The sequence below is a fragment of the Rhodococcus sp. IEGM 1318 genome (genome assembly GCF_033142465.1).
Lineage (GTDB): Bacteria > Actinomycetota > Actinomycetes > Mycobacteriales > Mycobacteriaceae > Rhodococcus_F > Rhodococcus_F qingshengii_B.
In genome coordinates this window covers 60,420-78,560 of the sequence record NZ_JAWLSC010000006.1, presented here as the reverse complement: position 1 = coordinate 78,560, position 18,141 = coordinate 60,420, and the positions used below count along the sequence as shown (strand labels likewise).

Sequence of the window (18,141 nt, the reverse complement as noted above, 5' to 3'; positions counted from 1 at the left end):
TCACATGACCGATGGTGGCGGAGTTCGGTGCTTCCTAGCCTGAGAGCATCACCCCTCCGGCGAAGGAAACCCCATGACCGAACAGAATCTGCATTGGCTCTCCGCTACCGAGATGGCGGCGTCGGTCGCGTCGAACAGTCTCTCGCCCAACGAGATTGCCGAAGCGATGATCCAGCGCGTCGACGCCGTCAACCCGTCGATCAACGCGATAGTGCAGTTCGATCGCGAGCAGGTCACGCACGACGCGGCAGAACTCTCACGGCAGCAGGAATCGGGCGAGAATCTCGGCCCGCTGCACGGTGTTCCGTTCACGATCAAAGATCTGACGGCAGTGGACGGGTTGCCGACCACGTTCGGGATGAAGCCGATGGCCGACAACATCGCGACGGGAAATGCCGTCGTCGTGGACAGGCTGCGCGCCGCGGGCGGACTGTTCCTGGGAAAGACGAACACTCCCGAAAGCGGTTACTACGGTGGCACGGACAACCACCTGTACGGGCCGACGCACAACCCGTGGAAGCTTGGCAACAGCGCGGGTGGGTCCAGCGGCGGTGCGTCGGCTGCTGTGGCCGCAGGCCTCGGGCCGCTCGCCGAGGGCAGTGACGGCGCCGGATCGGTGCGTATACCCTCGGCTCTTTGCGGGGTTGTCGGGCTGAAGCCGACCACCGGTGTCATCCCGCAGACCATTATGGCCGGACGCTTCTACAACTGGGCGTACCACGGTCCGATCACCAGGACGGTTGCCGACAACGCGCTCATGCTCGACATCATGGCCGGGCCGGACAATGCGGATCCGCTCTCGATCGAGCGTGCCGAGACCTCGTACGTCGAAGCATCGAAGGGTGACGTGAAGGGACTTCGCGTGGCGTGGTCGACGAATCTCGGGCTCGGCCATGTCGATCCGGAGGTGCTGGCGGTGTGTCTCGACGCGTTGTCGGCATTCGGAGAACTGGGCGCCCAGATCACCGAGGCGACCCCGCAGTGGGGAAATCCGTCGGAGTCGATGTGGAACGGCATCTGGGTTCCCGGTTTCGCTTCGGAGTACGACTTGCTCGACTGGGAGAACCAGCGCGGCGAGGTCGACGACAACCTCATCGAGATCATGCACGAGGCCGAACGACTCACCGGTGTCGACGTCGGGCGGGCCGACGCATTTCGCGGCGTCATGTGGGACACGTGGACCACGTTCATGAACGACTACGACGTGTTGGTCTCGCCGACCTTGGCTTCGGCCACGTTCCCGCTCAGCCAGTTTGCACCGTCGTGGCTCGAAGGTGCGTCGCTGCGTGAGCAGTTGCTCGATTGGCTCTTCACCTACCCGTACAACATGCTCAACAACCCGGCGATCACCGTGCCTGCCGGATTCACCGCCGACGGCCGACCGGTGGGGCTGCAGATCGCCGCACGCCACCGTCAGGACGCACTGGTCCTGCGAGCGGCTGCGAACTTCGAGGCGGCTCGTCCGTGGGCCGACAAGAAGCCTGCAGATTCGCTGGTGGTGGCCTAGCTCACACGATTGGCTAGATTGGTGTGATGACGTCTGTACTGCCTGATCGCGGCGCTGGACCTGACATGTTCGCGCCGCGATCGCCGGCGGCCGGCGCATACGGCATTCTCGGCCTGTGCGCCGAAGAACTTCGCGCGCGTGGACTCGAGTACTCGGCTGCCGCGGTTACCTACCGAGAACCGTCGACCGGACGGCATCGGGCTCTGGCGAGTTCCGGATACAACGCCAGGGTGCTCGAGTTCCTGCTCGACGACTTCGTGGCCGATCGAAATCTCTTCGGCATCATTCGCGAGGCCTCGGGCGTGCCGGTGTTCTGGCAGGACGTGCCACGATTCGAGCAGGTCGAGATGGTCACCGATGTGCTCCGGCCGTCCGGGTACGCCGAGGGTGCGTCGGTCGCATTGGGGTTCTCGGGCCGTGAGGTGACCGGATTGCTGCACATGAGCTTCGCGGATTCCGGCGTCGTCGATCGCGTGCGGGAGGTGGTGGCGGCGTCCAGCGCGGCCTGCTCCCGCGTCGTGGGGGACCAGGTGGCGCTCGATCGCGTCCGCCTGAGCCCACGGGAGATTCAGGTTCTGCAATTGGTGGCCAAGGGCGCGGGCAATGGCGAGATCGCCGAGGAGCTGTTCGTCAGCCGTCGTACGGTCGCAACCCACCTCGAGAACATCTTCGTCAAGACCGGAACCAATTCGCGGGTTCAGGCAGCGGTGCGCGCCGCCAAGTGGGGTCTGATCGAGTCCTGAGTGACGCCGAATCACACGAGTGGCATTTTGTTACCTGGCGTTCACCAGATGTGCGGCTCGTTCCGTGGCGCGAGTGTCCGATCCGCAGTACCGTCGGCAGTAACGAGTAACCAGAAGTTACTTGTGCGGGAGGTTCTGATCGTGACTGAAACACTCAGTACGAGAGGGCCGGCGCCCGGCCCTTGTATCAGCTGACACAGCGTCACCTGACACCAGAGCCGGTCCGGCCCAGCGAGCTGAGTTTGCGCGGGTGCCGCGCAGACCTAGGAGCCCAACGTGACTGCATCACGCTCCGTCTCTGCCCACTCGGCCCGGGCTGATTTATCAGCCGGGAATCATTCGGGAGATGCACTTCGCACGTACGTCTTGGATACCTCGGTACTACTGTCCGATCCATGGGCTGTCACCAGATTCGCCGAACACCACGTGGTACTGCCACTGGTAGTGATCAGCGAACTCGAAGGCAAGCGACACCACCACGAACTGGGATGGTTCGCCCGAGAGTCGCTCCGCATGCTCGACGATCTCCGGATCGAATACAGCCGACTCGACCGTCCGGTGCCGATCGGCACCGAGAACGGGACGCTGCAGGTCGAACTCAATCACACCGACCCTGCGGTCCTACCCGTCGGATTCCGCACGGACAGTAACGATTCGAGGATTCTGGCGTGCGCATTGAATCTTGCGGCGGAGGGCAAGGACGTAGTCCTCGTCAGCAAGGACATCCCGCTCCGTGTAAAGGCAGGCGCGGTGGGGTTGCCGGCCGACGAGTACCACGCTCACGACGTTGTCCCCTCCGGATGGACGGGAATGACCGAACTGGACGTCGTCTCGACGGACATCGACGAACTGTTCAACGAGGGGTTCCTGGACCTCGACGAGGCGCGAGATCTGCCGTGTCACACGGGCCTTCGGCTGTTGGGTGGTTCGTCGAGCGCGCTCGGACGGGTGACTCCCGACAAGCGCATCCAGTTGGTGCGCGGTGAGCGCGAGGCATTCGGGTTGCACGGCCGCTCCGCCGAGCAGCGCATTGCGCTCGATCTCCTCATGGATGAGAGTATCGGCATCATCTCTCTCGGTGGTAAGGCAGGCACCGGTAAGTCGGCTTTGGCTCTGACGGCAGGTTTGGAAGCCGTTCTCGAGCGCCGCACTCAGCGCAAGGTTGTCGTCTTCCGTCCGCTGTATGCCGTTGGTGGACAAGAACTCGGCTACCTTCCCGGTAGCGAGAGCGAGAAGATGGGCCCGTGGGCTCAGGCCGTCTTCGACACTCTCGACGGGTTGGCCTCGCCCGAGGTTCTCGAGGAGGTTCTCGCCCGCGGAATGCTGGAAGTGTTGCCGCTGACGCACATTCGCGGTCGGTCGCTACACGATTCGTTCGTGATTGTCGACGAAGCGCAGTCCCTCGAACGAAATGTTCTGCTGACAGTGCTTTCTCGTCTGGGAACCGGGTCGCGAGTGGTTCTCACACACGACGTCGCGCAGCGAGACAACCTGCGGGTAGGCAGGCACGACGGAGTTGCGGCCGTCATCGAAAAGCTCAAGGGGCACCCGCTTTTTGCGCACATCACCCTCACTCGCAGTGAGCGGTCGCCGATCGCCGAGTTGGTGACCGAGATGCTCGAGGAGTTCGGCCCTACTTCTTGAGAGGCGATCTCCCCGTGCAGACTTCGGTCTGCACGGGGAGTTCAGGTTTTAGTAGTTCAGCCCTGCAACGGCCCAAGCTCGATGTCGAGAACCTCTTGCACCACACGCATTGCCGCGAGTCCGGCCGGAGCGCCGCAGTACGCGCTGGCGTGGATCACGGTTTCGACGATCTCGGTGCGCGTCAAGCCGTTTCGTAGTGCCCCGCGTACGTGGCCTTTGAGTTCGTTCTCGGCGCGCAGTGCGATCAGCATCCCCAGATTGATCAGACTGCGACTGCGGCGATCCAGTCCTGGGCGCGTCCACACCGAACCCCAGACGTTGGCCGTCACGAAGTTCTGCAGTTCTTCGCTGTCGGTGCCGCGGGTGCGTTCGAAGGCAGCGTCGACAAAATCGGCGCCCATGACTTCGGTTCGCACAGCCAAGCCGGCATCGAAGGAGTCAGGCGTGGTGTTTTCGGGCATGGAAGGTTCGCTCGCTTTCGGCAGGTTTTTTCAGGCCGGAGCAAGCCTACTTCGTGACCCGTTCCCGACCATTGCGCGGCCGACCGCGGTCACCACACCCCACGCGACGTCTCGCAGACTGAAATAGTCTCGCCAGACGGAGATCTTGCCGTCGCGCAGTTCGAAGGTTCCGCACACCCAGAATTCGATGCGCAGCGGCCCGACGGTCAGGATGTCGGTGCGTTCGGTGAGCACCGTGGACTCGTCGCCGACGATGTGGTGCATCTCCGCCTCGAATTTCAGTGAAGGCTTGGTGACCAGACGGAGCGCTCGCACGACGGTCTTCTTGCCTCGCAGTGTGGGGAGCGAGACGTTCTGCCAGACGATGTCGTCTGTCATCAATTCGGCTGCGGTGTCCACGTCGAAATCGGTGAGGGCGGCGAACATTGCGTTCACCGTGGCTGTCGAACTACTCATGGGGTGTCCTTGGCTGATTATTCGGGTGGTGTTTCCCGGATGAAGGTACCGAGGTGATCATGATCGAAGTACTCCAAGGTTAGCGAGTTTCCGTCGAAGATGGCCTTCGAGACCGTCCCAGCCGGTGCGTTCTCACCGCTGAGGGGGAACGTGAAGGTGTTTCCGTCCCAGTGGGTCAGTGGGTACGTCACGGCCGCGGGTCCCATGGTCAAGGTCAGCGCACCGTTCTTCTGCGTCACGAGCGCGGGACCCCAGTACGCGTTGCCGTAGTCGCCGGTCACTTGGTTTGTCGGCGGGGCTGGAGCAGGGGAGGCCGGTGGTGTCTTCCCAGCGAGTTCGCCCTCAGGATCGGTCTGCGAGGCAAACGACGCTTCGTACAGTGGGCGCCAGTCACGAGTGATCTTTCCGAACTGCACCAGATCGGCGAACTCGGCGGTCAGGGTCTCCGCGACACCGGTGGGAGTGCCGTTCGTGAGAACGACGATGCCGACGTCAGCGGAGGGAATCGTCACGAAATTCGTCCCGGCTCCGACCAGGAAGGCTCCGGAGTGGCTGGCTGTGACACGGCCGGCAGCGCTGTCGGAAACATTGAACCCGTAGCCGTAGAAGCCGGAGCGCTCGCCGATTTCCTGCGCGTGCCGCGAGACGATCTCCGGGTTGACCGCGGACACGAGCGCATCTGTCTGAACGACCTGCTGCCCCTGATACCGACCGCCAGACAGCACCATGTCCAACCACTTGGCCATGTCGTTCACCGAGGAGCTGACTCCACCGGCGGGGGATTGGGCGTCGGCGTCCCGAACCGGCCCTACCTTGTACTTTCCGTCTTCGAGGATGTGGCCCACTGTTCGATTTTCTCGGGCCTGGTAATCGGCGAACCGCGAAGACGTCGACGTCATACCGAGCGGACCGTAGATCGTGTTCTGCGACAGCGTTTCCCAATCGGTGCCCGCCGCAGCTGCAACGGCCTCAGCGCCGGCTGTGACGCCGAAGTTCGTGTACTCGTATGTGATTCGGAATGGATTGAGCGGTAGTTGGCGAAGTTTCTCGAGCACCTGAGCCCGGTTGTAGCCCAGGTCCTCGAGTCCGTCGCCGGCGTGGTCCGGTAGTCCAGACCGATGTGTGTAGAGATCGGAGATCGTGAGGTGCTCGGTCACCCACGGATCGGCAAGCGCGAACCCCGGCAGTTTCGAGATCACCGGAGTGTCCCAGTCGACGGTCCCGATTCCGACCTCGTGGGCGACCACCGTCGCCCCCACCGATTTCGACACCGACGCCAGTTGGAACACGGTGTCGGCATCGACGGTGGCGCTCTTCCCCAACTCGCGAACCCCGAATCCCTTTGCGTACACAGTCTTGCCGCCGTGCACTACGGCTATCGCCATGCCGGGAACACCGGAACTCTCCATGAGATCGTTCGCGAGGCCGTCGAGCTTTCCGACGGCGTCGTCGATCTGCCCGTCCGGGATCGGTACCCCGGCATCGAGGCCCGGGCTGGCGTCGCTGACGACCGGCCCGGGCGCTGAGGTCGTGTCCGAATCGGACGAGCACCCGGCGAGCAGGGCGACCGTCAGTACGACCGGAACCGCCGCAGCCGACAGTCGAGAGCTGTTTCTACTGGTGATGGACACGAGATTCTCCCTAACGGGGCGTCGTCGGTACCACTCGGTCAATCCAGTATCGGGAATCGTCGGCCCATAGTGGGACAAATCGGAAAACCGTATGCCTAATTCGGAGCCTTTGTTGTCAGGCTGCTGAGGATCGAACCTTCGGTGACGGGTTTCCAGGGGAGCAACACCGCGACCAGCAGAGCGGTGATCAGTGCTGCTCCGACCGTGAAGTACGACGCGATGGCGAAGCCTTCCAAACACGCGGTCTTCATCGTCAGGATCAGACTTTCCTTCTGTTGCTCGAAGAGCGGGCTGATGTCGCGGGAGCGGATCTCGATGACGCTCAGTACCGACTCGCGAGCAAAGCCCTTCTCCTGGGCGGACATCACGGCGTCAGGGATGGCGTCGACGATCGGGGCCACCTTGGACGTGTAGTACGACGCGACGATCGAGCCGATGACGGCGACGCCCAGTGTCCCGCCGAGTTCACGCGTCGTGTCGTTGACTGCCGATCCTGCGCCGGCTTCGTCGAGGGGGACCGAGGACATGATGGAGTCGGTCGCCGGGCCCTGGACAATCGCGAGGCCGAGACCCATGAGAACCATCGAGATCACGACGGGTCCGAGATAGGGGGTGTCGACGGTCGTCTGGCCTGCCAGGAACATGCCGCCGCTGAGGACGAGGAGGCCGAACACCATCACTGCCGTTGTGCCGAGTTTCTGTGCCGCCAAAGTGGCGACCGGGGCGCCCACGGCAACGGCGGCAGCGAAAGGCAAAGAGTGGATGCCGAATTCGAGCGGCGAATACTCCCGAACACCCTGGAAGTACTGCGTGATCAAGAACAAGAACCCGAACATGCTGAAGTAGCTGACCGCAATAGCCAAGGCGGGGAATGAAAACCGCCGGATTCGGAAGAGATTCATGTTCAGGATCGGGGCATCGGTGCGCAGTTCCCATGCGACGAATGCCGCCAACAACACTGTTGCAGAGAGGTATCCCGTGATGCTGAATGGCGACACCCATCCGCGATGTGGCGCGTCGATGATGGTCCACACCAGAATGACGATGCCGAGGAGCGACAAGATTGTTCCGACGAAATCGAATCGGCCGACGTGAAGCGCCTTCGATTCCGGAACAACCAGCAGCACACCGACGATGACCAGCAACGCAGCCGGAACATTCATCCAGAACACCGAGTGCCAGGAGAAGTGCTCGAGAAGCCAACCGCCTGCCGTCGGACCGATCGCAATCGCAAAGCCGGCCATTGCGGTCCAGGCAGCGATGGCGATGGCTCGCTCTCTGGCGTCGGTGAAGATGTTCGTGATCATGGCCAGAGTTGCCGGAAAGACCGCTGCGGCAAAGACACCCATGGCAGCGCGCGCCATGATGACCTGTTCGAGGTTGGAAGCCAACGCGCCGACGAGCGACATCGCGCCGACGCCGATCAGACCGATGATCATCACTCGGCGGCGTCCGAAGCGGTCACCCAGGTGGCCGAAAGTGAGTAGGAACCCGGCGAAGGTCAACGTGTACGCGTCGACGATCCATTGCAGGTCACTGACGCTGGCGAACAGGTCGACGCTCATCGTCGGAAGTGCGACGTTGACCACTGTGTTGTCCAGCACGACAAGGAGTTCGGCGAGGCAGATGAAGATCAGCGCAGTGAATCGACGGGACTTGGTCATCATGGGCACCGAGGGCGCCGGTGCAAGTGTGTGAGACATGTTTGTACGCCATCTCTGCTCCTGCGCGGACGGCAGCAGCGGTTGGAAGTAGAGGGGTTGGTCAGCTCGGGGCCGAGACCAGAGCCTTGAGGTGAGCGCCGATCCGATCGAGAGGCGCGGTGGTGTGCTGAGCTTTTGCCATCAGAGTCGCGCCTTCGATCGACGCGATCACGACGGTTGCCCACTGTGCTGCAGTCTCGGACGGCTGTCCCTGCTGCCAGAAGAACGATGTGAGAAGCGATTCCCACGAGGTGAAGGATTGGCCCGCAGCAGTTAATGCCGCCGGCGTCGACGCGCCCTCCACCGCCGCGGCTGCGACCGGACAGGAGGAGGTGAAATCGCTCTCTACCAAGCTGTTTCGAAATATCGTGACAACCGCGTCGATGATCTCCGGTGGGGAAGACTGGGCGATCATCGAACTGATGGCGGCGCTGACGCCTCGGCCGAAGTAGGCAACTGCTTCGCCGGCCAGCTGTCCTTTGCCTTCGGGAAAGTAGTGGTACACCGACCCGCGGGGAGCTCCCGAGCGTTCGACGATCTCGGTGAGCGAGGTCGTCGCGATCCCGTGTTCACGGAAGGCATTGATGGCGCCGACCAGCATCAGAGTGCGGGAATCGGAGTCGGCCATCCCGCCATCGTATGCAATCGCAGAGCTGTTCGATTCATCTGGTGCCGCTGATTCTCTTGGTACTCCCCACTTGCGACGCGCTGCGGCGATCGGACAACGCGTCTGCGGGCCGGTCATGGCAACGAGGCGTCTCGAGGTGTGTTCATCACTGCCTCCCAGTATGTCGATCGGTATAGGAACGAATCTGAGACTAGATGTAACCGACAGACACAGTCAAGTGTTGTGTGCAGGTAGTGGGTATTGATCGATATTCATGGTGGCAAAACTCCCGGATCAGTGGTTATATCGTGCGGTATAGAGCTGTTGCTTCGAGCGCTAGCTCCGGAGGAGAGGAAACGGCATGCCGGTACCGACGTCAGTTGCACGAAAACGAAGAATCGAAGTCGCAGTCGGGAAGTATTTCGCCAATCCGCTGGTCACCGGATTGAATCGGATCGGTTTGATGCCGTCGTTGATGACCGAGATCGAGACGGTTGGACGCCGAACCGGTCTGACCCGCCGAGTGCCCGTTGCGATCACCTACGACGGCGACGAGGCGTGGGTCATCGCGCAGCACGGCATCGACAGGGGCTGGGGCGCCAATATCTCTGCGACGCCGAAGGTTCGGATCCGTCGCCGCGGCCAGTGGGTGGACGGACAGGCCCAGATCATGCCGGACGACGACGTGCCGGCGCGGGTGAAGACATTCACGTCGGGGAAATTCAGATCGGCGCTGACGGCCTCTGCCTTTCGCGGATTGCAGACCGATCCGGTCAGTGTTCGCATCAGGCTCGAACTCGATCCGTCAACCGATTGAATCAACGGGAGTTGAAGTAGTCGGTACGGAATGACCCGGTGCGTTCTCGTCGTTGACGAATGCAGCGGTGGCGCGATCGCCACTGCACACGACGAAGGAGCAGGGTCATGCGCATCGGAATCATCGGAGCCGGTCAGATCGGTGGCACGCTCACACGTAGGCTCGCTGCGCTCGGCCACGATGTGCGCGTCTCGAACTCGCGGACACCGGACACCCTTGCAGAACTGGAAGCGGAGACGGGCGCGAAGGCAGTCCGCAGCACCGAGGCCGCCGAGGGCGCCGAGCTGATCATCGTGAGCATCCCGCAGAAGAACGTGGTCGATCTACCGGCGGGGATCCTCAGCGGTGCGGTCGCCGGTGCCCCGGTCATCGAGACCAACAACTACTACCCGCAACAACGTGACGGTCTGATCTCGGCCATCGAGGACGGACAGACCGAAAGCGGATGGGTGCAGGAGCGCCTGGGTGTACCGGTATTCAAGGCGTTCAACGGAATCTGGTGGAAGCATCTCCTCGAGAAGGGGCTTCCGGAGGGTGCGGAGGGGCGCATCGCGCTACCCGTCGCCGGCGACGACGACGCGAACAAGCAGATCGTTTTCGATCTGATCAATCAGCTAGGCTTCGATCCCGTCGATGCGGGAACGATCGACGACTCCTGGCGTCAGCAGCCGGGAACTCCCGTGTACGGCAAGGACTTCGATCGCGAAGCGACGCTGAAGGCATTAGCCGAGGCCAGCCCCGACCGCACCGACGAGTGGCGGGCATCCACCGCGGTGTAGGGAAAGAGTGGCGGTTTCCGAAGTGGAAACCGCCACTCTGTTGTTTGTTCAGTCCTTGACCTTCGCCATCGCCAGAACGTCGAGACGCTTGTCGAGTTCTTCCTCGCTCAGCTTGTCCGGGACGAGTCCGCGCTCGATGACGACCTGACGGATCGTCTTCTTCTCTTTGAGCGCCTGCTTCGCGACGGCTGCGGCTTCCTCGTAACCGATCGCCGAGTTGAGCGGCGTCACGATCGACGGCGACGATTCGGCGAGTGTCTTGAGGTGCTCCTCGTGCGCGACCAGTCCGCTGACGCACTTGTCCGCGAACAGTCGAGAGACGTTGGCCAGCAGGGTGAACGACTCCAGCAGGTTGCGGGCCATGACCGGGATGTAGACGTTGAGTTCGAAAGCTCCGGCAGCGCCGCCCCATGCGATGGCGGCGTCGTTTCCGATCACCTGAGCCGCAACCTGTGTGGTCGCCTCCGGCAGGACTGGATTCACCTTGCCGGGCATGATCGAGCTACCCGGCTGCAGGTCGGGCAGGGCGATCTCGCCGAGCCCGGTCAGCGGACCCGATCCCATCCACCGAATGTCGTTGGCAATCTTCGTCAGTGAGACGGCGATGGTCCGCAGCGCGCCCGATGCCTCGACCAGCCCATCGCGCGCAGCTTGCGCTTCGAAACTGTTCTTCGCCGGAGTCAGAGCGTCGACACCTGTCGACTTGACCAGCTCGGCAACAACTTTGGGGCCGAATCCATCCGGAGCATTGAGACCGGTACCGACTGCTGTTCCGCCGATCGGCAATTCGCCGAGGCGGGGGAGTGTTGCGTTGACGCGCTCGATTCCGGCCTCGATCTGACGTGCGTAGCCGCCGAACTCCTGGCCGAGCGTGACCGGCACAGCGTCCATCAGGTGGGTGCGTCCGGATTTGACGACGGTCTTCCACTCGGACGCCTTCGCGGCGAGTGCAGCATGCAGATGTTCCAGTGCCGGAACAAGATCGGTGACCGCTGCCTCGGTAGCTGCGACGTGCGTGGCGGTGGGGAAGGTGTCGTTGGAGGACTGCGACATGTTGACGTGATCGTTGGGATGAACGTCCACGCCGGCGGCTTTCGCGATGGACGCGATGACCTCGTTGGCGTTCATGTTCGAACTGGTTCCGGAACCGGTCTGGAAGACGTCGATGGGAAACTGATCGTCGTGCTTGCCTTCGGCGATCTCGTTCGCGGCGGCGATGATTGCGTCGGCCTTGTCCGCGTCGAGCAGCCCGAGGTCTTTGTTGACTTGCGCGCACGCTGCTTTCAGCAAGCCCATTGCGCGAATCTGGGTGCGCTCGAGGGGGCGCCCGCTGATCGGGAAGTTCTCGACCGCGCGCTGGGTCTGTGCTCGCCACAGTGCGTCGATGGGCACCCGAACTTCGCCCATGGTGTCGTGTTCGATTCGGAACTGTTGATCGTTGCTCTCCGTCATGGCTCCACATTGCCACTTTTGGAGAGCGGGCAGGGGACTACGTCCCCCGTGAGCGGTTAAGGAGTGCAGGGACGCCCTAACCACTCACGGGGCGGAGCCGATCAGAACGTCGGGGGAACCGCGCCCTCTTCACCGTCGAAGTCGACGGAACTGTACTCACGGAGCTTCTCGAGACGGTGGTACGCGTCGATCATGCGAACGGTGCCGGACTTGCTACGCATCACGATGGACTGAGTGCTGGCGCCGCCGCCGTAGTAGCGGACGCCGCGCAAGAGGTCACCGTCGGTGACGCCGGTGGCGCAGAAGAAGACGTTCTCGCCCGAGACGAGATCTTCGGTGGACAGGATCCGATCGAGATCGTGACCGGCGTCGATGGCCTTCTGACGCTCTTCGTCGTCGGTGGGCGCAAGCTTGCCCTGCAGCGATCCGCCCATGCAGCGCATGGCGGCTGCGGCGATGATGCCCTCGGGCGTTCCGCCGATGCCCACGAGCATGTCGGTGCCGGACTCCGGACGCGCCGCGGCGATAGCGCCGGCAACGTCACCATCGGAGATCAACCGGATACGAGCGCCGGTGTCGCGCACGTCCTGGATCAGCTGGTTGTGACGCGGGCGGTCCAGGATGCAGATCGTGATGTCGGAAACCGACGCCTTCTTGACCTTGGCGACGCGCTTGATGTTCTCGGCGATCGGTGCGCTGATGTCGATGACATCTGCAGCATCCGGTCCGACGGCGATCTTTTCCATGTAGAACACGGCCGAGGGATCGAACATCGCGCCGCGCTCGGCAACAGCCAGAACGGAGATGGCGTTGGGCATGCCCTTGGACATCAACGTGGTGCCGTCAACCGGGTCGACAGCGAAGTCACAGTCGGGACCGTCGCCGTTTCCGACCTCTTCGCCGTTGAACAGCATCGGCGCTTCGTCCTTCTCGCCTTCGCCGATGACAACGATGCCGCGCATCGAGACGGAGGAGACGAGCTGACGCATTGCGTCGACGGCTGCTCCGTCGCCGCCTTCCTTGTCGCCGCGGCCTACCCAGCGGCCGGCAGCCATAGCACCGGCTTCGGTGACTCGGACCAATTCGAGTGCGAGGTTACGGTCCGGGGTCTCACGATGAGTGCTGCTGGCCGTCATGTGCGGTGCCTCCTGGCGCGGTCGCGGTCGACGGGGTGTGTCGACGCAGTGGTTTCTTCAAGCGTCATTGTCCCAGATGGGAGCGGCTACGTGCGCTGTCGGGTCGCCGCACGGACGTTTTGTCGCGCTGGAGGGGGACCGGGAATCGTATCTACTGCGGAGTACCTGGATACTGGGGGTGTGGCATCGAAGAAACCCCGCATTCTCGAAGACAACAAAGACATGGTCTGGTCTCTCGTACCGTTGGTGCTGTTCTGCATCATCATTGCGGGCATCGCCAGCCAGTGCACGTTCAGTCCCGGCGGCCCGACGCAGGGGCCTATCCCGAGCGTCGACGTGGACGCAGCTCTGAACTACGACGCGAAGGAACTCGGATTCCCCATCCGTAATCCCGGCGTTCCGGACGGGTGGACCCCGAACTCCGGCAGTCGCAAGATCATTTCCGGCGACGGCGGCGGTGATTCGAGCACTGTGGGATTCATCACGACCAGTGGTCGCTACATTCAGCTGACGCAGAGCAACGCCGAGGAATTCCCCTTGGTGTCACACGTTGCCGGTGGACAGCGATTCGCGACCGGAGTCGAGACCGTCGGTGCCGATACGTGGAATGTCTTCGGCGGCGAAGGTGTCGAGTCGATCTGGGTCACGGACGTCGGAGACGTTCGCCTGTTGCTCACGGGCGCGGCGACGCCGGAAGAGTTTCGGATTCTTGCCGAGAAGGTCGGCGCAGCGCAGCCGATCACGCCATAGGATCTGCGGTCGGAGCGGACGTTATTCGTCCGCTTCGGCCAGAGCCTTTTCGACGCGGGCCCTGGCGCCGGCCAAATGCTCCTCACAGCGCTTGGCCAACGCTTCGCCGCGCTCCCACAGTGAGAGTGACGCGTCGAGGTCCAGACCGCCCTGTTCGAGAATCTTCACGACGCTCACCAGTTCGTCGCGGGCGGCTTCGTAGCCGAGTTCGTTGATGTCGGTGTCGGTGTCGGTGGCGTTGCTCATTTTTCTCTTCCCATCACTGCGGCGCGAACGGCGCCGTCTGCAAGTCGAACGCGAATCTGGGTACCGGGTGGCGCGTCCTCGATCGAGCGCAGAACCTCCGGATCACCGTCGGGGACAACACGTTGCACGACGGCGTACCCGCGGGCCAACGTCGCGGCGGGGCCCAGAGTGGTGAGCCGGGCACGCAGATGCTCGATCGTTCGGGACTCCGAGTCGATCAGCCGAGTTACGTCGCGTCGTCCCGCGGCTTGGAGCCTTTCGACCTCTTCGGCGCGGTGATCCACCGCCAACAGCGGTGAGGCCATGACCGGTCGAGTACGTAACTGTTCGATCAGATGAGACTCACGCTTGACCCAGCTGCGCAGTGCCGCAGCGCTGCGGTCACGCAGATCCGCAACCAGGGCAGCTTCCGCAACCGCGTCGGGTACGACGCGCTTGGCCGCGTCGGTGGGTGTGGCTGCACGCAGGTCGGCGACGTGGTCACTGAGCGGGCTGTCCGGCTCGTGGCCGATGGCACTGACAATCGGCGTCGTGCAAGCCACGATGGCGCGGCACAGCGCTTCGTCGGAGAACGGCAGGAGATCCTCGACGCTACCGCCGCCGCGAGCGAGGATGATGACGTCGACTACCGGGTTGGCGTCGAGTTCCTTCAGTGCTTCGATGATCTGGGGAACAGCAGTCGGGCCCTGAACCGCGGTGTTACGCACCGCGATAGCAACGGCTGGCCAACGACGGTGGGCGACCGAGACGACATCCTTCTCAGCCGCACTGGCTCGGCCCGTGATCAGGCCGATCGTGCCGGGCAGAAACGGAAGCGGCCGTTTGAGCCGCGGATCGAACAAGCCCTCGGCGGCGAGCAAGGCGCGCAGTCTCTCGATGCGGGCCAGCAGTTCACCGATCCCCACGGCGCGAATCTCGGTGACGCGCAACGACACCGTTCCGCGTCCGGTGTAGAACGAGAGTTTGCCGAACATCACGACACGCGAGCCCTCGGTCAACGGCACCGGAGAGTTGTGCAACAACAGTGGGGAGCACGTGATCGACAGCGACATGTCTGCCGACGGATCGCGCAGAACGAGAAAGGCCGTTCGGGTACCGGGGCGTGCGTTGATCTGGGTGATCTGACCTTCGACCCAGATGCTGCCGAGCCGATCGATCCAGCCGGCTACCTTGGCGGAAACCGTGCGGACCGGCCACGGCTGCTCAGCGCTACTGGCGCCGGACGAACGCTGCGATGAAGCGGGGGGCGTTGCGGAAGTCACTTTGCCTTGGCTGTGGTGATGCGGTTGGCGAGCATGGTCTGGAACGGTGCGCGGGCGAGCGTCGCGTTCTCGTAATCCAGGACGGCGGTCAGCTCGTCGATGCTGAGCGTCCGGATGCGCGCACGGAGCTGTGCCAGTGTGAGGTTGGGGTAGTCGAGTTCGGTGACGATCTCGGGCTCTTCGGCAGGCTTGTCCGACGTAAGTGCTGCGGATTCGGACTCGGCGCCGGGTGTGGGCTCCTCGATGGGGGCAGTCGGCTCGAGCGAGTAGAGCGCGAAGCGACCGGCGTTGGTCGGGGTGTCAGCCGAGGTCGATCCTGTGGAAGAGGTCGAGTCAGCAGGCGCGTCGGCATCCTCGTCGAAGACTGCCCATTCGGGCTGTTCGTCTTCGGAAGACCAGTTGATCAGGGCAAATGCCTGATCGCCCTTGATTGCCAACGAGGTGATCGACTGCTGCACACGCATGCTTGTCTGCAGCATCTGGCTCACGGCGGTCATCGGCAGGGCGACGGCGGTGGTGGGCAACTTCTTTGCCTCTTCCATCGCGGTGACGGCGAGTCCCGCGGCAACGCGCGCCACGAACGGTGGTCGGATCATTCCCACAGCTTGCCGCAAAGCACCGACAATCGGTAGCCGACTTGCCTGTGACGGCCGTACTCGTTCACTTCGCACCCCTCGATCGGCGCGCGAAACGAGGTGTTCATGTTTGCCGGAGTGTCTCACGTTCGAGGTGCCAGTAGGCTGGTCACATGTCTTCGGCTGTTCCTCTCAATCTCGGTATCGCGCACTCGGCTGATTCGCCGTCCACCCGCAAGGGCAGCGCCAAGCGCGTGCTCCTCGCCGAGCCTCGCGGCTACTGCGCCGGCGTCGACCGCGCGGTCGAGACCGTCGAGAAGGCGCTCGAGAAGCACGGCGCACCCATCTACGTGCGTAAGGAGATCGTCCACAATCGCCACGTCGTCGAGACGCTCGAAGATCAGGGCGTGATCTTCGTCGACGAAACCGACGAGGTTCCCGAGGGATCGTTGCTCGTGTTTTCGGCGCACGGTGTGTCGCCGGCCGTCCACGACTCGGCTGCCGAGCGGAACCTGCGCACGATCGACGCGACGTGCCCCTTGGTCACGAAGGTGCACCAAGAAGCGAAGCGGTTCGCTCGCGACGATTACGACATCCTGCTCATCGGCCACGAAGGCCACGAGGAGGTCGAGGGCACCGCAGGTGAGGCTCCCGATCACGTCACCATCGTCGACGGCCCGGATTCGGTCGACGCGGTTACGGTTCGCGACGAGTCGAAGGTCATCTGGCTTTCCCAGACCACTCTGAGCGTCGACGAAACGATGCAGACCGTCGCACGCCTGCGTGAGCGTTTCCCGAATCTGCAGGACCCGCCGTCCGACGACATCTGCTACGCCACACAGAACCGGCAGGTCGCGGTCAAGGCGATGGCTCCCGAGTGTGATCTCGTGATCGTGGTGGGTTCACGGAACTCGTCAAACTCGGTTCGCCTGGTGGAGGTTGCGCTCGGGGCGGGCGCTGCCGCGTCGTACCTGGTCGACTACGCCCGTGAGGTGGATCTCGCGTGGCTCGAGGGTGTCCAGACAGTTGGCATCACGTCGGGTGCTTCGGTGCCCGAGGTGCTCGTGCGCGGTGTGATCGAACTTTTGGCCGAGCACGGATACAACGACGTTCAGCCCGTCACCACAGCCAACGAGACTCTGGTGTTCGCTCTTCCCCGTGAATTGCGGGCAGCGCGCACGTCGTAAAACAGCACAAAAATGCGGGGCACCTTCCATCTGGAATGTGCCCCGCATTTTGGTACTGGGCTCGTCTGTCAGGGCTCGTCGCGATCGCGATACCGAACTCTCGGCGGCGGATACGCCGGAAGATCGACTCCAGGTGGGCGGCGGCGAGGGGGCAGCGGCGGCGATACGTCGTCACCCGAAGCGAAGAAGGGCTCCATCCGCTCCTCACGCCTGGGCGACGGAGTGGGCTCGGGCGCCCGGCGGCGACCGTACGACGGGTAGTCGTCGTCTGCTGTCGGTCTGCTGTCCGGCTGAGGGCGACGCGTGGGCGGTTGGTGCGTGCGATCGACCCTGGGTGGCAGTGGGCTTCTCCGAGGCGGCAGCGGGCGCTCGTCCTGGATCGGCTCGCGCCTGGGGGTGCTTCGGTAAGCGGACTGTTCGTCCACCTCGGGGGGACGGCGACGAGGGGGCTCGGAGACGGGTGCCTCGGTCACTCGGCGACGACGCCCGGTCTCGGGCGCGGGGTCTCGAGTGGCAGACGCTGACGTTGCCGAACGGCGGGAGCGGGTCGAGCGCACAGGCCCTGTGGGGCGCTGATTGAGCAGGAAGTATCGGAAGCCTCCGATGATCAGCACGACCACGGTTGCGGCCAACATGATCGGAAAGCGGTTGACCAACGGGTACGCGATGTTGATCGCGATGTCGCGCAATGCGGTGCTGTTGTCCTTACCGATGAGCGTGTGCCCGATCGGCACCGCAGCGAAGAGCAGCAGAGGCGGTTGGGCCATTGCGGTGAACAAAGCCTTGTTCGAAGCGGCAACCACGGCAAAGAGACAGCCCAGGAAGTAGAACGTCGAGAACACCGCTGTGAGCTCGCCGCCACCTCCGGTGGCATCGATCAGTACGCCGACGGCGGTGACGCCGGCAGCAAGCAGGATCACTCCCCACCAGGGCAGGCCGGGGACGGTCACGATGAGCGATCGCTTGTCCAGCGGTACCCCGGAGCGAGCACGTTGGGTTGCAGACACATAACGACATTAGCGGTTCTTGCGTTGTCGGCCGTGTTTGTGCGGGTCGTGGCTGGCGCATTTATCGGCGCGATGGCGCGATGGTTTCGGGTTCTTCGTCAAACGAACCGGACGGATTGTGTGGAGGGTCACCGGACGCTCGTGGGTTGGGGCACACCGCCGAAGCCGTCAGCGTGGG

At 63.3% G+C, this 18,141-nt stretch carries 18 protein-coding genes; 7 read left to right on the top strand and 11 right to left on the bottom strand.

Annotated elements, in window-relative coordinates:
* Positions 1-73 precede the first annotated feature (73 nt).
* The 3 genes from R4P65_RS15635 to R4P65_RS15625 all read left to right on the top strand — a co-directional run bounded on the left by R4P65_RS15635 (position 74) and on the right by R4P65_RS15625 (position 3,894).
* The gene (locus R4P65_RS15635; protein WP_230814189.1) at positions 74-1,507 is read left to right on the top strand and encodes an amidase; all 1,434 of its coding nucleotides are present in this window, start codon (positions 74-76) and stop codon (positions 1,505-1,507) included.
* 26 nt (positions 1,508-1,533) lie between these two features.
* Positions 1,534-2,250, top strand: coding sequence for a helix-turn-helix transcriptional regulator (locus tag R4P65_RS15630; RefSeq protein ID WP_317827190.1), 717 nt, complete (start codon positions 1,534-1,536; stop codon positions 2,248-2,250).
* 276 nt (positions 2,251-2,526) lie between these two features.
* Positions 2,527-3,894, top strand: coding sequence for a PhoH family protein (locus tag R4P65_RS15625; protein ID WP_230814187.1), 1,368 nt, complete (start codon positions 2,527-2,529; stop codon positions 3,892-3,894).
* 56 nt (positions 3,895-3,950) lie between these two features.
* Here R4P65_RS15625 and R4P65_RS15620 read toward each other — a convergent pair whose 3' ends face one another.
* The 5 genes from R4P65_RS15620 to R4P65_RS15600 all read right to left on the bottom strand — a co-directional run bounded on the left by R4P65_RS15620 (position 3,951) and on the right by R4P65_RS15600 (position 8,773).
* Positions 3,951-4,355 carry a carboxymuconolactone decarboxylase family protein gene (locus tag R4P65_RS15620; protein ID WP_317827189.1) on the bottom strand — a complete coding sequence of 135 codons (405 nt, stop codon included), beginning with the start codon at positions 4,353-4,355 and terminating at the stop codon, positions 3,951-3,953.
* 30 nt (positions 4,356-4,385) lie between these two features.
* Complete coding sequence (locus R4P65_RS15615) at positions 4,386-4,811, bottom strand: limonene-1,2-epoxide hydrolase family protein (protein WP_317827188.1); 426 nt, start codon at positions 4,809-4,811, stop codon at positions 4,386-4,388.
* A 17-nt stretch (positions 4,812-4,828) separates the two neighbouring features.
* Positions 4,829-6,442: a serine hydrolase domain-containing protein gene (locus R4P65_RS15610; RefSeq protein ID WP_317827187.1), complete on the bottom strand. Its 1,614-nt coding sequence runs from the start codon at positions 6,440-6,442 to the stop codon at positions 4,829-4,831.
* Positions 6,443-6,537: 95 nt separating this feature from the next.
* Positions 6,538-8,109: an MFS transporter gene (locus R4P65_RS15605; protein WP_317827411.1), complete on the bottom strand. Its 1,572-nt coding sequence runs from the start codon at positions 8,107-8,109 to the stop codon at positions 6,538-6,540.
* Between the two features lie 97 nt (positions 8,110-8,206).
* A complete protein-coding gene (locus R4P65_RS15600; RefSeq protein ID WP_317827186.1) occupies positions 8,207-8,773 on the bottom strand; it encodes a TetR/AcrR family transcriptional regulator in 567 nt (188 codons plus the stop codon).
* A 340-nt stretch (positions 8,774-9,113) separates the two neighbouring features.
* Here R4P65_RS15600 and R4P65_RS15595 point away from each other — a divergent pair, with 340 nt between their 5' ends.
* Both R4P65_RS15595 and R4P65_RS15590 read left to right on the top strand, forming a co-directional pair.
* The gene (locus tag R4P65_RS15595; protein ID WP_317827185.1) at positions 9,114-9,569 is read left to right on the top strand and encodes a nitroreductase family deazaflavin-dependent oxidoreductase; all 456 of its coding nucleotides are present in this window, start codon (positions 9,114-9,116) and stop codon (positions 9,567-9,569) included.
* Positions 9,570-9,628: 59 nt separating this feature from the next.
* Positions 9,629-10,348 (top strand): NADPH-dependent F420 reductase, encoded by a 720-nt coding sequence (locus R4P65_RS15590; protein WP_317827184.1) that lies wholly within the window; start codon positions 9,629-9,631, stop codon positions 10,346-10,348.
* A gap of 48 nt (positions 10,349-10,396) precedes the next feature.
* On the opposite strand, the gene R4P65_RS15585 is transcribed toward R4P65_RS15590, so the two are convergent.
* Together R4P65_RS15585 and glpX are read right to left on the bottom strand one after the other, a co-directional pair.
* The gene (locus tag R4P65_RS15585; RefSeq protein ID WP_230814180.1) at positions 10,397-11,800 is read right to left on the bottom strand and encodes a class II fumarate hydratase; all 1,404 of its coding nucleotides are present in this window, start codon (positions 11,798-11,800) and stop codon (positions 10,397-10,399) included.
* 101 nt (positions 11,801-11,901) lie between these two features.
* Positions 11,902-12,936: a class II fructose-bisphosphatase gene (gene glpX / locus R4P65_RS15580; RefSeq protein ID WP_003945202.1), complete on the bottom strand. Its 1,035-nt coding sequence runs from the start codon at positions 12,934-12,936 to the stop codon at positions 11,902-11,904.
* Positions 12,937-13,116: 180 nt separating this feature from the next.
* On the opposite strand from glpX, the gene R4P65_RS15575 reads away from it, so the two are divergent.
* Positions 13,117-13,686, top strand: a complete 570-nt coding sequence (locus tag R4P65_RS15575) for a DUF4245 domain-containing protein (protein WP_003945206.1) — start codon at positions 13,117-13,119, stop codon at positions 13,684-13,686.
* A 21-nt stretch (positions 13,687-13,707) separates the two neighbouring features.
* On the opposite strand, the gene R4P65_RS15570 is transcribed toward R4P65_RS15575, so the two are convergent.
* The 3 genes from R4P65_RS15570 to R4P65_RS15560 are packed head-to-tail and all read right to left on the bottom strand — an operon-like array spanning position 13,708 to position 15,790.
* Positions 13,708-13,932 (bottom strand): exodeoxyribonuclease VII small subunit, encoded by a 225-nt coding sequence (locus R4P65_RS15570; RefSeq protein ID WP_019744579.1) that lies wholly within the window; start codon positions 13,930-13,932, stop codon positions 13,708-13,710.
* Positions 13,929-15,194 carry an exodeoxyribonuclease VII large subunit gene (gene xseA, locus R4P65_RS15565; RefSeq protein WP_317827183.1) on the bottom strand — a complete coding sequence of 422 codons (1,266 nt, stop codon included), beginning with the start codon at positions 15,192-15,194 and terminating at the stop codon, positions 13,929-13,931. Before xseA ends, R4P65_RS15570 begins: the two co-directional genes overlap by 4 nt.
* Positions 15,191-15,790 carry a lipid droplet-associated protein gene (locus R4P65_RS15560; protein ID WP_317827182.1) on the bottom strand — a complete coding sequence of 200 codons (600 nt, stop codon included), beginning with the start codon at positions 15,788-15,790 and terminating at the stop codon, positions 15,191-15,193. Before R4P65_RS15560 ends, xseA begins: the two co-directional genes overlap by 4 nt.
* Before the next feature lie 152 nt (positions 15,791-15,942).
* Between R4P65_RS15560 and R4P65_RS15555 the strand changes: the two genes are divergently transcribed.
* Positions 15,943-16,956 carry a 4-hydroxy-3-methylbut-2-enyl diphosphate reductase gene (locus R4P65_RS15555; protein WP_003945273.1) on the top strand — a complete coding sequence of 338 codons (1,014 nt, stop codon included), beginning with the start codon at positions 15,943-15,945 and terminating at the stop codon, positions 16,954-16,956.
* Between the two features lie 68 nt (positions 16,957-17,024).
* On the opposite strand, the gene R4P65_RS15550 is transcribed toward R4P65_RS15555, so the two are convergent.
* Entirely contained in the window at positions 17,025-17,963 is a 939-nt protein-coding gene (locus R4P65_RS15550; RefSeq protein WP_317827181.1) for a DUF6542 domain-containing protein, read from the bottom strand.
* Positions 17,964-18,141: the final 178 nt, after the last annotated feature.

Coding starts and splice junctions, on each gene's coding strand:
- R4P65_RS15635 (WP_230814189.1), top strand. CDS start 74: ATGACCGAACAGAATCTGCATTGGCTCTCCGCTACCGAGATGGCGGCG.
- R4P65_RS15595 (WP_317827185.1), top strand. CDS start 9,114: ATGCCGGTACCGACGTCAGTTGCACGAAAACGAAGAATCGAAGTCGCA.
- R4P65_RS15570 (WP_019744579.1), bottom strand. CDS start 13,932: ATGAGCAACGCCACCGACACCGACACCGACATCAACGAACTCGGCTAC.
- R4P65_RS15600 (WP_317827186.1), bottom strand. CDS start 8,773: ATGGCCGACTCCGATTCCCGCACTCTGATGCTGGTCGGCGCCATCAAT.
- R4P65_RS15560 (WP_317827182.1), bottom strand. CDS start 15,790: ATGATCCGACCACCGTTCGTGGCGCGCGTTGCCGCGGGACTCGCCGTC.
- glpX (WP_003945202.1), bottom strand. CDS start 12,936: ATGACGGCCAGCAGCACTCATCGTGAGACCCCGGACCGTAACCTCGCA.
- R4P65_RS15585 (WP_230814180.1), bottom strand. CDS start 11,800: ATGACGGAGAGCAACGATCAACAGTTCCGAATCGAACACGACACCATG.
- R4P65_RS15620 (WP_317827189.1), bottom strand. CDS start 4,355: ATGCCCGAAAACACCACGCCTGACTCCTTCGATGCCGGCTTGGCTGTG.
- R4P65_RS15555 (WP_003945273.1), top strand. CDS start 15,943: ATGTCTTCGGCTGTTCCTCTCAATCTCGGTATCGCGCACTCGGCTGAT.
- R4P65_RS15590 (WP_317827184.1), top strand. CDS start 9,629: ATGCAGCGGTGGCGCGATCGCCACTGCACACGACGAAGGAGCAGGGTC.
- R4P65_RS15615 (WP_317827188.1), bottom strand. CDS start 4,811: ATGAGTAGTTCGACAGCCACGGTGAACGCAATGTTCGCCGCCCTCACC.
- R4P65_RS15630 (WP_317827190.1), top strand. CDS start 1,534: ATGACGTCTGTACTGCCTGATCGCGGCGCTGGACCTGACATGTTCGCG.
- R4P65_RS15605 (WP_317827411.1), bottom strand. CDS start 8,109: ATGATGACCAAGTCCCGTCGATTCACTGCGCTGATCTTCATCTGCCTC.